The 14740-nt window shown below is 73.0% G+C and carries 11 protein-coding genes; 7 read left to right on the forward strand and 4 right to left on the reverse strand.

Annotated elements, in window-relative coordinates:
- Window positions 1-1002 carry an ornithine carbamoyltransferase gene (argF, locus tag JOD66_RS03225; RefSeq protein ID WP_204835499.1) on the reverse strand — a complete coding sequence of 334 codons (1002 nt, stop codon included), beginning with the start codon at window positions 1000-1002 and terminating at the stop codon, window positions 1-3.
- A gap of 5 nt (window positions 1003-1007) precedes the next feature.
- Window positions 1008-2231: an arginine deiminase gene (locus JOD66_RS03230; RefSeq protein ID WP_204835500.1), complete on the reverse strand. Its 1224-nt coding sequence runs from the start codon at window positions 2229-2231 to the stop codon at window positions 1008-1010.
- Between the two features lie 158 nt (window positions 2232-2389).
- Between JOD66_RS03230 and JOD66_RS03235 the strand changes: the two genes are divergently transcribed.
- Window positions 2390-3934, forward strand: a complete 1545-nt coding sequence (locus JOD66_RS03235) for a YfcC family protein (protein WP_204835501.1) — start codon at window positions 2390-2392, stop codon at window positions 3932-3934.
- A gap of 12 nt (window positions 3935-3946) precedes the next feature.
- On the opposite strand, the gene JOD66_RS03240 is transcribed toward JOD66_RS03235, so the two are convergent.
- Window positions 3947-5524: a GAF domain-containing sensor histidine kinase gene (locus tag JOD66_RS03240; RefSeq protein ID WP_307823267.1), complete on the reverse strand. Its 1578-nt coding sequence runs from the start codon at window positions 5522-5524 to the stop codon at window positions 3947-3949.
- A gap of 118 nt (window positions 5525-5642) precedes the next feature.
- Here JOD66_RS03240 and JOD66_RS03245 point away from each other — a divergent pair, with 118 nt between their 5' ends.
- Window positions 5643-6077, forward strand: coding sequence for a pyridoxamine 5'-phosphate oxidase family protein (locus tag JOD66_RS03245; RefSeq protein WP_204835502.1), 435 nt, complete (start codon window positions 5643-5645; stop codon window positions 6075-6077).
- On the opposite strand, the gene JOD66_RS03250 is transcribed toward JOD66_RS03245, so the two are convergent.
- On the reverse strand, window positions 6044-6712 hold the full coding sequence (locus tag JOD66_RS03250; RefSeq protein ID WP_307823268.1) for a response regulator: 669 nt from the start codon (window positions 6710-6712) through the stop codon (window positions 6044-6046). The two genes, JOD66_RS03245 and JOD66_RS03250, sit on opposite strands and share 34 nt — an antisense overlap.
- Window positions 6713-6847: 135 nt before the next feature.
- Here JOD66_RS03250 and JOD66_RS03255 point away from each other — a divergent pair, with 135 nt between their 5' ends.
- The 5 genes from JOD66_RS03255 to JOD66_RS03275 all read left to right on the forward strand — a co-directional run bounded on the left by JOD66_RS03255 (window position 6848) and on the right by JOD66_RS03275 (window position 14735).
- Complete coding sequence (locus JOD66_RS03255; RefSeq protein ID WP_204835503.1) at window positions 6848-7834, forward strand: Acg family FMN-binding oxidoreductase; 987 nt, start codon at window positions 6848-6850, stop codon at window positions 7832-7834.
- 133 nt (window positions 7835-7967) lie between these two features.
- Window positions 7968-9407: a cytochrome ubiquinol oxidase subunit I gene (locus tag JOD66_RS03260; RefSeq protein ID WP_204835504.1), complete on the forward strand. Its 1440-nt coding sequence runs from the start codon at window positions 7968-7970 to the stop codon at window positions 9405-9407.
- 21 nt (window positions 9408-9428) lie between these two features.
- The gene (cydB, locus tag JOD66_RS03265) at window positions 9429-10454 is read left to right on the forward strand and encodes a cytochrome d ubiquinol oxidase subunit II (RefSeq protein ID WP_204835505.1); all 1026 of its coding nucleotides are present in this window, start codon (window positions 9429-9431) and stop codon (window positions 10452-10454) included.
- Window positions 10451-13816, forward strand: a complete 3366-nt coding sequence (cydD, locus tag JOD66_RS03270; RefSeq protein ID WP_204835506.1) for a thiol reductant ABC exporter subunit CydD — start codon at window positions 10451-10453, stop codon at window positions 13814-13816. The genes cydB and cydD overlap by 4 nt, the downstream gene beginning before the upstream one ends.
- On the forward strand, window positions 13803-14735 hold the full coding sequence (locus JOD66_RS03275; RefSeq protein ID WP_204835507.1) for a universal stress protein: 933 nt from the start codon (window positions 13803-13805) through the stop codon (window positions 14733-14735). The genes cydD and JOD66_RS03275 overlap by 14 nt, the downstream gene beginning before the upstream one ends.
- The last annotated feature ends 5 nt before the right edge of the window (window positions 14736-14740 follow it).

The raw sequence follows: 14740 nt of genomic DNA on the forward strand, positions 1-14740 counted from the left end.
TCAGTCCCCCAGCGTCGCGACGAGGACCGCCTTGATGGTGTGCATCCGGTTCTCGGCCTGGTCGAACACGATGGAGTGGGGCGACTCGAAGACCTCGTCGGTCACCTCGAGCGCGGTCAGTCCGGTCTGCTGGAAGAGCTCCTCGCCGACGCTCGTGTGCCGGTCGTGGAACGCGGGCAGACAGTGCATGAACCGCACCGCGGGGTTGCCGGTCGCCTTCACGACCCCGGCGTCGACCCGGTAGTCGCGCAACAGCGCGATCCGCTCGGGCCAGCGCTCCTTGGGCTCACCCATCGAGAGCCACACGTCGGTGTAGAGGAAGTCGACGCCGGAGACCCCCTGCGCGACGTCCTCGGTCAGGCTCAGCCGGGCGCCTGTCTGCTCGGCGAGGCTGCGGGCGCGCGCCACGACCTCGTCGGTGGGCCACAGTGCGCGGGGCGCGACGATGCGCACGTCCATCCCCATCATCGCGCCCGCGACGAGCAGCGAGTTCCCCATGTTGTTGCGGGCGTCGCCGAGGTAGGCGAAGGCGATCTCGGAATCCGGCTTCCCCGCGTGCTCGCGCATGGTCAACATGTCGCACAACGTCTGAGTGGGGTGCCACTCGTCGGTGAGACCGTTCCAGACGGGGACGCCGGAGCGCTCGGCGAGCACCTCGACGTCGGCCTGCCGCGACCCGCGGTACTCGATGCCGTCGTACATCCGGCCCAGCACCCGGGCCGTGTCCGCCATCGACTCCTTGTGCCCGATCTGCGAGCCCGAGGGATCGAGGCAGGTCACGCCGGCGCCCTGGTCGCGAGCGGCCACCTCGAACGCGCATCTGGTGCGGGTGGAGGTCTTCTCGAAGATCAGTGCGATGTTCCTGCCGGCCAGGCGCGGCTGCTCGGTCCCGGCCCGCTTGGCCGCCTTCAACGTCGTGGCGAGGTCGAGGAGATAGCGCCATTCCCCCGGCGTGAGGTCGAGCTCCTTGAGGAAGGACCGGTTGCGCAGCGGTGATGCCATCGTGCTCAGATCCCCTCGCGCTCGATCGGACAGGTCATGCAGCGCGGGCCGCCGCGACCGCGCCCCAGCTCGCTGCCCTCGATGGTGATCACCTCGATGCCGTGCTTGCGCAGGTGGGTGTTGGTCGTGACGTTGCGCTCGTAGGCGACGACCACACCAGGGCGGACCGCGAGCACGTTGCACCCGTCGTCCCACTGCTCGCGCTCGGCCGAGCGGACGTCCTGGGTCGGGGTGAGCACCCGGATCCGGTCCAGGCCGAGCGCGGCCGCGATCGCGGAGTGCATCTCCTCCGGAGCGTGGGCGGTGACCGCGAGCTCCTTCGCGGTGTCCCCCGGCTCGATGGTGTACGCCGGCAGCGGACCGAGCCCCGCGTACTGGGTGAAGGTCTCCTCGTCGACCATGGTCATCACCGTGTCGAGGTGCATGAACGCTCGCTTCTGCGGCATGGCCAGTGCCACGATCCGCTCGGCGCTGCCGGCCTCGAAGATCCGGCGCGCCATCCGCTCCACACCCTGCGGCGTGGTCCGCTCGCTCATGCCGACGAGGACCGAGCCGCGGCCCAGGACCAGGATGTCCCCGCCCTCGGTGGTCGCGGGCGCCCCGCCGGATCCATCGGCCCACCACCGGAAGCCCGCGTCCGCGAAGGCCGGGTGCCAGCGGTAGATCGCCTCGTAGTGAACGGTCTCGCGCGTTCGCGCGCGCTTGCGCATCGCGTTGACCGAGACTCCGTCGTACACCCACGCGGACGTGTCGCGGGTGAACAGGTGGTTGGGCAGCGGGGCAACGACGAAGTCGTCGGTGGCCATGGTCTGCACGGCGACCGACCGCGGCTCCTCGATCCGCTCGAGCAGCTCGCGCTTCGTGATCCCCCCGATCAGCAGCGTCGCCAGCTCGTCCGGCGGCAACGAGGTGCCGAGGTTGTGGAGCGCATCCGCCGCGAGCGGCCCGTAGAGACGCTCGTCGAAGGTGTGGTCGAGGACGTGCCGGCGGGCCTCCGGGATCTCCATCGTCTCGGCGAGCAGCCGGTCGAGCAGATGCACCACGACACCCTGGTCGCGCAGCGCCTCGGCGAACGCGTCGTGCTCCTGCTTGGCGCGCTTCACCCACAGCACGTCGTCGAACAGGTAGGCGTCCTTGTTGGTGGGCGTCAGACGCATCAGCTCCACCCCCGGCCGGTGCAGGATCGCCTGGCGCAGCGGGCCCACCTCGGAGTCGACGTGCAGGTTCATCGGCATTCCTCTCTGGTTTCCTGGCCCCGATCCTGCGCGACCCCGGCGCCACGGGGAGGGGTCCTAGGTCCCGTCGCGTCGGGCACATCGACCGATCTGCGCGAGGCGACGACGGTGCTTCGGTGGTCCGGACACGGCTTCGACTGGAGGTACCCGCCATGAGCACGACCCACCGGGCCGAGCGCCCGACGACCCCACCACCGCCGGACGGCGAGATGGTGGTCCGCCGCAGCTTCCACTTCCCCAGCGCCTTCGCCGTGCTCTTCGGCGTGACCATCGTCGTCTGGCTGCTCGCCTTCGTCATCCCGTCCGGCACCTACCAGACCGACGCCGACAGCGGCCGGCCGATCCCGGGGACCTACGCGACGTCGGACAGCGGACTCTCCTTCGGCGACCGGCTGATGGACCTCTTCATGGCACCCGTCAACGGCCTGTACGGCATCCTCAACCCCGACGGGAAGATCGGGCCGTACGAGTCCGGTGAGCTGTACGGCGCCGCCGGCGTCTTCCTGTTCGTCCTGGCCATCGGCGTGTTCATCACCATGGCCATGCGCACCGGCGCGATCGACGACGGCGTGGCCCGGGTCGCCCAGCGGATGAGCGGGCGCGGCACGGCGCTGATCGCGGTGCTCATGATCCTGTTCTCGATCGGGGGCACCACCGAGGGCATGGCCGAGGAGACCCTCGGCTTCTACGCGCTCCTCATCCCGCTGCTGCTCGCCCTGGGCTACGACCGGATGGTCGCCGCGGCCACCATCCTCGTCGGCGCGGGCATCGGGGTGCTCGCCTCGACCGTCAACCCCTTTGCGACCGGGGTCGCCTCCGACGCGGCGGACATCTCGATCGGCGACGGCATCGGCTTCCGGTTCCTGATGTACCTCGTGCTGGTGCCGGTCGCCGTGTGGTGGGTCACCCGCTACGCACGCCGGGTCAAGGCCGACCCGTCCCGCTCGTTGGTCGGGCCGGTCGACGGCGACGACGAGCTGCGCGGACACGGCCTGCGCGACGTGCCGCGCCTGACCGGGCGACAGAAGGCGGTGCTGACCATCGTCGCGGTGACCTTCGCGTTCATGATCTTCGCGATCGTGCCGTGGGCACAGGTGATCCACGGCCCGGACGCCACCAGCTTCGCCTGGCAGCTGGACTGGTACTTCCCCGAGCTCGCCGCGCTGTTCCTGGTGATGTCGCTCGTCGTCGGCCTGGTCGGTGGTCTCGGCGAGCACGGAGTGAGCGAGGCCCTCTCCCGCGGAGCCGGCGACTTCGTCGGGGTCGGGCTGATCATCGTGCTGGCCCGCGGGGTGACCGTCATCATGAACAACACCGAGATCACCGGCACCGTCCTGCACGCCATGGAGAACACCGTCAGTGGCACCTCCTCCGGCGTGTTCGGGGCTGTGATGTTCCTGATCAACGTGCCGCTCGCCTTCCTGGTGCCCTCGACCTCCGGGCACGCCGCGCTGGCCATGCCGATCCTCGCGCCCCTCGCCGACTTCGCCGGTGTCGGGAGGTCGGTCGTGGTCACGGCCTTCCAGTCGGCGTCGGGCGTGGTCAACCTGATCACCCCGACCTCTGCTGTGGTGATGGGTGGCCTGGCGCTGGCCAAGGTCCGCTACGACCAGTACCTGCGCTTCGTCCTGCCGCTCGTCGGCATCCTGCTCGTCCTGGGTACGGCCGCCCTCGCGCTGGGCGCTGTGGTGTCCTGAACCCGCCGATGCTCAGCGCGGCACGGACCAGATCAGCGCCGTGCCGCCCTCGGGCGCCGACTCGACCGTGAGCGTCCCGCGCCGCTGCTCGGCGCGGGACCGGATGTTGGCCAGTCCGCTCTCGGCGACCGCACCGGACATGCCCCGACCGTTGTCCCGCACCGTCAGCACCACCTGGTCTCCGGCCTCGAGCACCACCTCGACGGCCGTCGCCTCGGCGTGCCGGCTGGCGTTGGAGAGCCCCTCGGCGAGCACCGCGAGCAGGTCTGGCACGACCTCGTCGGGCACCAGCGTGCGCACCGGGCCCTCGAAGCTCAGCGACGGCCGGAACTTCAGGGTCGCGGCGGCGCGGTCGACCAGCCGGGTGACCTCGGCCTGGACGTCGCCGGCCGACTCCAGCGAGCTCAGCCCGAAGATCGCCCGCCGGATGTCCTTGATCGTGGCGTCCAGGTCGTCGACGGCCTGCTCGATGCGGGCCGCCACCTCCGGCCGCTGCACCAGCCGGGTCGCGCCCTGCAGCCCGAGGCCGACGGCGAAGAGCCGCTGGATGACGAGGTCGTGGAGGTCCCGGCCGATCCGGTCCCGATCCTCGAAGACAGCCAGCCGGCGCTGGTCCTCCCTCGCCTCGGCGAGCTGCAGCCACAGTGCCGCCTGCTCGGCGAAGGTCGAGACCAGCTTGGCGTCGAGCGCGTGGAAGCGGTCCTCGTGCTCAGGGGTCCAGGCCAGCGACAGCTCCCCACTGATTCCCGCCGACGGCGTGAACGGCACGGCGAGCACCGCTCCGTCCCCGTCGCCGATCTCGGCACCGCTGCTGGCGAGACGCTGCTTCTCGCCCTCCTCCGTCACGATCTCGGCCCACGCCCCGTCAGCAGCGGCCAGCTCGCGGGCCTGCGCCACGAGCCCGGTCACCGCGTCGTCAGCGGAGTCCGGGTCGGCGAGCACGGCGCCCAGCGCGGCCGTGGCCCGCGCCCAGGTCTCGCGGGTCGTGGTCTCCTCGTAGAGCCGCGCGTTCTCGATCGCGACGCCCGCGGCGGCCGCGAGCGCGATCACGATCTCCTCGTCCTCGGCGGTGAAGTCGCCCCCACCGGCCTTCTCGGTCAGGTAGAGGTTGCCGAACACCCGCTCCCTGATCCGCACCGGCACACCGAGGAACGAGCTCATCGGCGGGTGGTGCTCGGGGAAGCCGTACGACGCCGGATGCTCGGCGATGTCGTGCAGGCGCAGCGGCTCCGGCCGGTCGATGATCAGCCCCAGCAGGCCGTGCCCGGTGGGCAGGTCGCCGATCTCGGCGGCGAGCTCGGTCGAGATGCCGTGGTGGACGAACGTCCGCAGCCGGCGCTGCCGGCCGGCGCTGAGGACGCCGAGAGCGGCGTAGCGCGCATCCACGAGGCGGCTGGCGATCGCGACGATGCGGGACAGCACGCCGTCGAGGCTGAGGTCGGCGGAGATCGTGACGACGGCGTCGAGCAGGAGCTGGAGCCGGGCCTGCTGGTCGAGCGCACCGTGCATCCGGTCCCGGACCTCGCGCACGAGCTCCTCGAACTCCACCTGTCCCAGATCCACCGCCCCGCCGGACGCCGCCTCATCCACGGCCCAGACGCTACTCCGTGCGCGGGCCGAAGGACCTGGGAACCCGGGACTCTTGCATCTGACCGCGCGGGCGGAGCAGGACGAGGATGGAGCCGTCCCCGAAGAGGAGGTGGTCGCGATGCAGACACCCGATGACCGGCCGGGCCGGCTGGTGGAGCTGTCCGAGGACGAGTGCTGGGAGCTTCTCCGCTCCCGTCCCGTGGGCCGGGTCGCCTGGTCCGGGATGCACGGTGTGTCCGTCGTCCCCGTCAACTTCGCGGTCGACGGCGACGCCGTCGTGCTGCGGACCACGCCGTACTCCGTGATGGCCCGCGACTGCGCGGGCCGCGAGGTCGCGTTCGAGGTGGACGCGATCGACGAGGACAGCCGCCTGGGCTGGAGCGTCGTGGTCCGCGGCCGCTGCGAGCGCGAGGAGCGCGCCACCGAGGGCGTGCACCCCTGGGCCACGGGGTCACGGGTGCTCGGCCTGCGGATCGAGGTCCGCTCGCTCACCGGCCGGCGGATCGTCGCCGTCGACGATCAGCGCGGGCGCGGTGGGTTCTTGACCGCGTAGATCGCGGCCTGCGTACGGCTGGACATGCCGAGCTTCGCCAGCAGCGACGACACGTAGTTCTTGACGGTCTTCTCGGCCAGGTGCAGGTCGCGGGCGATCTGCCGGTTGGTCAGCCCCTGGCCGATCAGGTCGAGGATGCGTCCCTCCTGGTCCGTCAGCGACGCGAGCTCCTTGTTGACCGGTGGCCCGGAGCGGATCCGGTCGAGCACCTGGGCGGTGACCGAGGGGTCGAGCGTCGACTGCCCGGCCGCCACCCGCCGCACGTTGTCGAGCAGGTCGCTGCCGCGCACCTGCTTGAGCACGTAGCCGGCGGCGCCGGCCATGATCGCGGAGAAGAGCGCGTCGTCGTCGTCGTACGACGTCAGGATGAGCGCCTTGATCGAGGGGTCCTGCGAGCGCACGTCGCGGCAGACGTCGATGCCGGAGCCGTCGGGCAGGCGTCCGTCGAGGATCGCCACGTCGGGCCGCAGCGCGGGAATCCGGCGGGTCGCCTCGGCGGCCGAGTCGGACTCCCCCACGACGACGATGTCGCCCTCGCTCTCGAGCAGGTCGCGGATGCCGCGCCGGATCATCTCGTGGTCGTCGAGCAGGTAGACCCGGATCTGGTCGGCCGGGCGGGCATCGTCGTCGCTCACCCCACCCACGTTAGTCCCGTTCGGCGCCCGCCGGGGCGGGACCGCGCACCTTCGAGCTCAGGACCTTGTGCCCTGCCCTGTGCGTCGCGCGTGCGCCAGCGTGGAGGCTCATCGAGGACGAGGGGGATCTCAGCCATGGCCAACCGACTCAGGACTCGCTCGGAGACCGCGCCCGGAGCGGTGGTCGAGCGGCTGGTCTCCCTGGCCTGCCTCGCACCGAGCGTCCACAACACCCAGCCGTGGCGGTGGCGGCTCGACGGCGGCGTCCTGGAGCTGTCCGCCGACCTCCGCCGCCGGCTGCCCGCCGAGGACCCGCTCGGGCGCAATCTCACGCTCAGCTGCGGCGCCGCGCTGCACCACCTGCAGTTCGCCGCCCGTGCCCTCGGCTGGGAGACGAGCGTCGAACGGCTCCCGCTCGGGGCTCCGGACACCCTCCTCGCCCGGGTCGTGGTGTCGCGCACCATCCGGCACGCCGTCGCGCGCGGCGACATCGACCTGCTGCGCTCCCGGTGCACCGACCGGCGCCGCTTCACGGCCTGGCCGGTGCCGGCCGACCGGCTCGACGAGCTGTCCGCCCGGGCCGCGCTGTGGGGGGCCCGGGCGGAGCCCGTGACGAGCGACGCAGCGCGGTTCCGGCTCGAGCTGCTCGCCAACCGCGCCATCAGCTGCCTCGAGGTCGAAGGGCGGCGGCTGCTCGAGCAGGACCGCTGGATCGACCGGGACGGTCCCGACGGCATCCCGCTAGAGCTGCTCCCCGATGCTCCCGACCCGCTGCACGCGCGGTCCCGGTTCCGGCCCGGCGTGCTCGAGGACACCCGACTCGTGATCCACGGCGGCGAGCGAGTGATCGCCCTCGGCGGCGACCGGGACGACGTCGGGAGCTGGCTGCGCACCGGCGAGGCGATGAGCGACCTGTGGCTGGAGGCCACCCGCTCCGGCATGTCGGTGGTCCCGATGAGCCAGCCGATCGAGGTCGAGAGCACCCGTCACGAGATCGCCCACACCGTGCTCGGCGACCGCTTCGAGCCGCACCTGCTGCTCCGGGTCGGCTGGCAGGCGATCGGTCGCCGCGAGCTCCCCCGCACGCCCCGCCGGCCCCTGGCCGACGTCCTCGACCAGTGAGGCCGAAAGTCCCATCGGTGTGGGCAGTCCGGCCGTGGGCCGGCCCGGTCGTGGCTTCCTAGCGTGGTCGTGGCCCGGCACCCGCCCGGCCGTCTCTCCCGATTCCCGCCTCCCGATCCAGCCAGGAGCTCCCGTGGACCCGACCGACATCGCCCGATGGCAGTTCGCCATCACGACCGTCTACCACTTCCTCTTCGTCCCGATCACGATCGGTCTCTCCGCGATCATCGCCGGCTACGAGATCACCTGGCTGCGCACCCGCGACGAGCGCTGGCTGCGGCTGACGAAGTTCTTCGGGAAGCTGTTCCTCATCAACTTCGCGATCGGCGTGGTGACCGGCATCGTGCAGGAGTTCCAGTTCGGGATGAACTGGAGCGACTACTCCCGCTTCGTCGGCGACGTCTTCGGCGCCCCGCTGGCCGTCGAGGGGCTGCTCGCCTTCTTCCTCGAGTCCACCTTCCTCGGGTTGTGGATCTTCGGCTGGGACCGGCTCTCGCCCCGCCTGCACGCCGCGTGCATCGTCCTGGTGCACGTCGGGACGCTGTTCTCGGCGTACTTCATCCTCGCGGCGAACTCCTGGATGCAGCACCCGGTGGGCTACGCCTTCAACCCCGAGACCGGCCGGGCGGAGATGAACGACTTCGCCGCGGTGCTGTTCAACAAGGTCCAGCTCGTCACCTTCCCCCACGTCGTGCTCTCGGCTTACCTGACGGGCGCGGCGTTCGTGGTCGGCGTCGCGCTGTGGCACCTGCGCAGGGCCCGCACCGACGAGGACCGCCGGCTCTACCGGCCCGCCGTGCGTACCGGCGCCTGGATCGTGCTCGTCGCCGCGCTCGGCGTGGTCGTCAGCGGCGACGTCCAGGGCAAGATCATGACCGAGGTCCAGCCGATGAAGATGGCCGCGGCCGAGGGCCTGTACGAGACCGAGGCGCCCGCCGACTTCTCGGTCTTCCAGCTCGGCACCCTCGACGGCGAGCACGAGACCTTCTCGGTGAAGATCCCCGGGCTGCTCTCCTTCCTCGCCACCGGGACGCCCGGCGGCGAGGTCCAGGGGATCAACGACCTGCGGGCCAAGTACCGCGAGACCTACGGCACCGACCCCGGCGCGGCCTACTACTCCCCCGGCGACTACACCCCCGTGATCCCACTGACCTACTGGACGTTCCGGCTGATGATGGGCCTGGGCATGGCCGCGGCGGCGATCGCCGCGTGGATCCTGTGGGCCACCCGGCGCGGCCGGACCCCCACCGGCCGCACCGTGCTGGCCGCCGCGATCGCGCTGCCCTTCCTGCCGCTGCTGGCCAACTCGTTCGGCTGGATCTTCACCGAGCTGGGCCGCCAGCCGTGGGCGGTGTTCGGCCTGATGACGACCGAGCACTCGGTGTCCCCCGGGCTCTCGACCGGCGAGGCGTGGACCTCGCTGATCGCCCTGACCGCGGTGTACGGCGTGCTCGCGGTGATCGAGGTGCGGCTGATGCTGACCTGGATCCGCAAGGGCGCCGACGACCTGCCTCCCGACGTACCGACCGATGCCGACCGAGGCGAGGACCGTCCGCTCGCCTTCGCCTACTGAGAACCGGAGACAGACACCGTCATGGAGCTCACCACCGTCTGGTTCATCCTGATCGCCGTCCTGTGGATCGGCTACTTCACCCTCGAGGGCTTCGACTTCGGGGTCGGCATGCTGCTGCCCGTGCTGGGCCGCGACGACACCGAGCGGCGCGTCATGATCAACACCATCGGTCCCGTGTGGGACGGCAACGAGGTCTGGCTGCTGGTCGCCGGCGGCGCGACGTTCGCCGCCTTCCCGGAGTGGTACGCCACCTTGTTCAGCGGGTTCTACCTGCCCCTGCTGCTGATCCTGCTCGCACTCATCGTCCGCGGGCTGGCGTTCGAGTACCGCGCCAAGCGGCCCGACCTGCGCTGGAAGAGCCGGTGGGACCTGGCCATCATCGTGGGCTCGTTCGTGCCGTCGCTGCTGTGGGGAGTGGCGTTCGCGAACATCCTGCGGGGCGTGCCGATCGACGCGGACCTCGAGTACGCCGGCGGCTTCCTCAACCTGCTCAACCCGTACGCGCTGCTCGGCGGACTGACCACCTTGGCGCTGTTCCTGACCCACGGGGCGCTCTTCGTCGCACTCAAGACCGACGGCGAGATCCGGCACCGGGCGCGGCGGCTGGCGGTGCCGCTGGTCGCCATGACCGCGGTGCTGGCGGTGGCCTTCCTGGCCTGGACCCAGCAGCAGACGGGCAGCACCGGCTCGGCGGTCGCCTTCGTGGCCGCCGCGGTCGGCCTGGTCGGCGCCGGCCTGGCCGCGCGGGCTGGCCGTGAGGGCTGGGCCTTCCTCGGGACGTTCGTGGCGATCGGGCTCGCGGTCGCCGGTCTCTTCCTGGCCCTGTTCCCGGACGTGATGCCGACGACGCTCGCTGACGGGACCAGCCTGACCACGACCAACGCTGCTGCGACGGCGTACACCCTGAGGATCATGACGGTCACCGCCGTGGTGTTCACGCCGCTCGTGCTGGCCTACCAGGGCTGGACCTACTGGGTCTTCCGCAAGCGGATCGCCACCCACCACATCCCCGCGGCGGCGCCGGCCGGGACCGCGGGCGCCCGATGAGGCCGTCGGACCCGCGCCTGCGCGCGCTCCTGGCCCCGGCGCGGGCCGAGCTCGCGGGGGTCGTGGCGGCCGGCGTGATGGGCGGCGTCGTGGTGCTGGCGCAGGCCTGGGCGGTGACCGGCCTGCTGGTCGCCGTCCTGCGCGGCCAGGAGCTCACCGGCTGGGCGCTGGCCGTCGTCGCCGCCCTCGGCGCGCGGGCGCTGAGCGGCGCGGCCGGTGACCTGTGCGCCGCGCGCGCCGCCTCGGTGATCGGGACGGTGCTGCGGCACCGTCTGGTCCGCGCGTACGTCGACCGGGCCGGGCCCGCCGCGGGCACCGGCGCGGAGGCCGTGCTCGCCACCCGCGGCGTCGCCGCGGTCGAGCCCTACGTGACCCGCTACCTGCCCGCCCTGGTGGTCGCCGCCGTCCTGCCGCCGCTGACGGTGGTGGCGATCGCGAGCCAGGACCTGCTCAGCGCGGTCATCGTCCTGGCCACCCTCCCCCTCGTGCCGGTCTTCGGCGCCCTGGTCGGGCTCGCCACCCGCGACCGGGCCGAGGAGCAGTGGCGGGCGATGGCGTCGCTCTCGGGCCACTTCCTCGACGTGGTCCGCGGCCTGCCCACCCTCGTCGCCCATCGGCGGGCGCGCGCCCAGTCGGCGCGGATCGGGGAGGTCACCGACCGCTACCGGAGGGCGTCCTTGGGCACCCTGCGGATCGCCTTCGCCTCCTCGGCCGTGCTCGAGCTGGTGGCGACCCTGTCGGTGGCCCTGGTCGCCGTGACGGTCGGCGTCCGCCTCGCCGGCGGCGGCCTGGGGCTGCACACCGCCCTGGTCGTCCTGCTGCTCGCCCCCGAGGCGTACTGGCCGCTGCGCCGGGTCGGTGCGGAGTTCCACGCCGCCGCCGAGGGTGCGACGACCTTCGCCGCGGTCCACGACGTGCTGGCCGCGACACCCGAGGCCGACGCCGACCGCACGGCACCGCCGGACTCTCCGCTCGTCCTGGAGCGGGTCGGCGTCACCTGGCCGGGGCGGGCCCGGCCCGCGGTCCACGAGGTCACCGCACTGGTCCCGGCGCGCGGTGTCACCGCGCTCACCGGGCCGTCGGGATGCGGCAAGTCCACCCTGCTCGCGGCGATCGCCGGCCTGGTGCCGCTCCAGGACGGCACGATCGCCGCCGGTGGCCGCCCGGTGGGCGGTCCGGACTGGCAGTCGCAGGTGGCCTGGCTGCCCCAGCAGCCGCGGTTCGTGGCCGGCAGCATCGCCGAGAACCTCCGGATCGCGCGGCCGAGTGCGAGTGACGACCAGCTCTGGGCGGCGCTGCGGGAGGTCGCCCTGGAGGAGCGGGTGCGCGCCCTTCCCGAGGGGATCGCCACGGCGCTCGGGGAGGACGGCCTGACCCTGTCCGCCGGCGAGCGGGCCCGGCTGGCCCTGGCCCGGGTCGTGCTCGCCGACCGGCCGTGGGTGCTCCTCGACGAGCCGACCGCCCACCTCGACGACCTCACCGAGCAGGTCATCGCCGACACCATCCTCGCCCTCGGGCGGGATCGCGGCGTCCTGGTCGTGGCCCACCGGCCGCGCCTGGTCGGCATCGCCGACCGGCGCATCGAGCTCCCGGCGGCCCCCGCCCCGGCCACCCCCGATCGAGCGCCGGCCGTGGCGCGCCCCGCGCCACTCCCTGCCGCGTCCACCCGACCGGTCGCGGCCGCCGACCCCGAGCGCCGCCGGCTGCTCGGCGCCACCGTCGTCGGCTCCCTCGCCTCGGCGTCCGGCGTGGCCCTGACGGCGACCGCCGGATGGCTGATCGTCCAGGCGTCGACCCGCCCGGCCGTGCTGACCCTGCTCGTCGCCGTGGTCGGCGTGCGGGCCTTCGGGCTGGCCCGCCCCGTCCTGCGCTACGTCGAGCGGCTCTGGTCGCACGACGCGGCGCTGCGGCTCCTGGCCCGGCGCCGGGTCGAGGTGTACGACGCCCTGGTGCCCCTCGTGCCCGCACGGCTGGGCCGGCGCCGCGGCGACCTGCTCAGCAGCGTGGTCGACGACGTCGACAGCGTCGTCGACCGGCAGCTGCGGGTGCGGATGCCGCTGGTGCAGCTCGGCCTGGTCGCGACGATGGCGAGCCTGGTCGCGAGCTCGTTCCTGGCCCCCGCCGGCGCCGTCGTGGCGGCCCTGGCGGTGTCGGGTGGACTCGCCTTCCTGCTGGCACGTCATGGAGCCCGCACCGCGGAGCGCCGCCTGGTCGCGCTGCGCGCCGAACTGTCCGAGACCGTCGTCGAGGCGGTCCAGGTCGGCGGTGAGCTGCGGATGTGGCAGCGGTCGCTGGCGACGGCCGACCGCGTGGCCGCGATCGGTGCCCGGATCGGCGCGGTGTCGGCGACCGCGACCCGCTGGCTCACCGCGGCCCGGGCCCTCGTCCTGGTGGGCAGCGGCACCGCCGTCGTGGGGATGGCGGCGCTCACCGCCGGCCCGGTGGCCGAGGGGACCCTCTCCGGTCCCGTCATGGCGCTGCTGGTCCTGCTGCCCCTCGCCCTCGCGGACGTCGCCGCACCCGCCGCCGACGCCGGCGTGCTCGCCGCGCGGACCGCCGCGGCCGACGAGCGCCTGCGCGCGCTGGAGAGCACGCCTCCGGCGGTCGCGGACCTCCCGAGCCGCACCGCTCCGCTCGGGGACGGCGTCGAGCTCGACGAGGTGACGGCACGGTGGGACCTGCGTGCGCCGCTGACCCGGCCAGTCAGCCTCGACCTGGCGCCCGGCTCCCGGGTCGCGGTCGTCGGGCCGTCCGGGTCGGGCAAGAGCACGCTCGCCGCCGTGCTGCTGCGCTTCCTCGACCCGGTGTCCGGAGCGGCCCGGCTCGGCGGCGCCACGCTCGAGCACCTCGCCCCCGACGACGTACGACGGCGGGTCGGGCTGGTCGACGACGACCCCTATGTGTTCGCCACCACCCTGGTCGAGAACGTCCGCCTCGCCCGCCCCACCGCGAGCGACGCCGAGGTCGAGGACGCCCTGCGCCGGGCCCACCTCGGGGCCTGGCTGGACGGGCTCCCCGACGGACTCGGCAGCTGGCTGGGCGCCGGTCACGGCGGCCTCTCCGGCGGCGAGCGGGCCCGTCTGGGCATCGCCCGCTCGCTGCTCGCCGCGCACCCGGTGCTGGTGCTCGACGAGCCGACCGCTCATCTCGACCACCCGACGGCCGAGGCGCTGGCCCGCGAGGTGCTGGCGGGGCCGCGCGAGCGCGCGGTGCTCTGGATCACCCACGGCAGCGCCGGTCTAGACCTCGTCGACCTGACCGTCCGCCTGGAGCGGCGGGCCGAAGGTCCCGCCAGGTCGGGGGCGTCGGCCCGTACCGCCGCGACGCGGGACTCCGGAGGCTGGACCCATGACCACGACTGAGTCCACGGGCGAGCACCCGATCCCCGCCAACAGCATCGTCGTCGCCGTCGACGGCTCCGACGACGCGGACCGCGCGGTGCACTGGGCCGCCGAGCAGGCGTTCCTGGAGCGGCGGCCGCTGACCGTCGTCACCACCATCCACAGCCCGGACGTCCCGGCCTCGGCCTGGGGCGGCCTGGGTGCCGTCTACGCCTACGACCCCGAGCAGCTGCTCGCGGGCGGGCGGGCCGTGGCCCAGGAGGCGGCCGAGGTCGCCCTCCACCTGCACCCCGGCCTCGACGTCACGACGGTCGCGCGGATCGGGGATCCCCGTCACCTCCTGGTGGAGATCTCGCGCGACGTGCACCTGATCGTGCTGGGCTCGCGCGGCCGCGGCGCGCTGCGCAGCAAGCTCCTCGGCTCGGTGAGCGCCGCGGTCAGCCGCGACTCGGGCTGCCCGGTCGTCGTCTGCCGGCCCCGAGGCCGTCAGGAGCAGAGCCGGCTGGGCATCCTCGTCGGCGCGGACGGCACGCCCGAGTCGCTGCCCGTCATCGAGTTCGCCTTCCAGCAGGCCTCGCTCACGAACCTGCCGCTCACCGTCGTGCACGCCGTCTGGGACGAGGTGGGCGCCGTCCACGGTCCTGTGATGGTGTCGCCCCGCGAGGCCGGTCTCGACCAGTACCGGGTCCTGCTCGGCGAGAGCGTCGCCGGGATCTCGTCGAAGTTCCCCGAGGTGCCGCTCGACCTCCGCCTCGCCCGCGGGATGGCCGAGGACTGCCTCAGCGACAGTAGCGCCCAGTGGGACCTGATCGTCGTCGGGCGACACCCGGTCGACTCGCTGCTGCGCCTGGTCACCGGCGCGGTCGCCACGTCCGTCGTCGAGCGATCGCACACCACCGTGGCCGTCGTACCGCAGGCCGACGCGCCGGAAGAGAGCTGAGCCGC

The sequence above is a fragment of the Nocardioides nitrophenolicus genome (assembly GCF_016907515.1).
GTDB lineage: Bacteria > Actinomycetota > Actinomycetes > Propionibacteriales > Nocardioidaceae > Nocardioides > Nocardioides nitrophenolicus.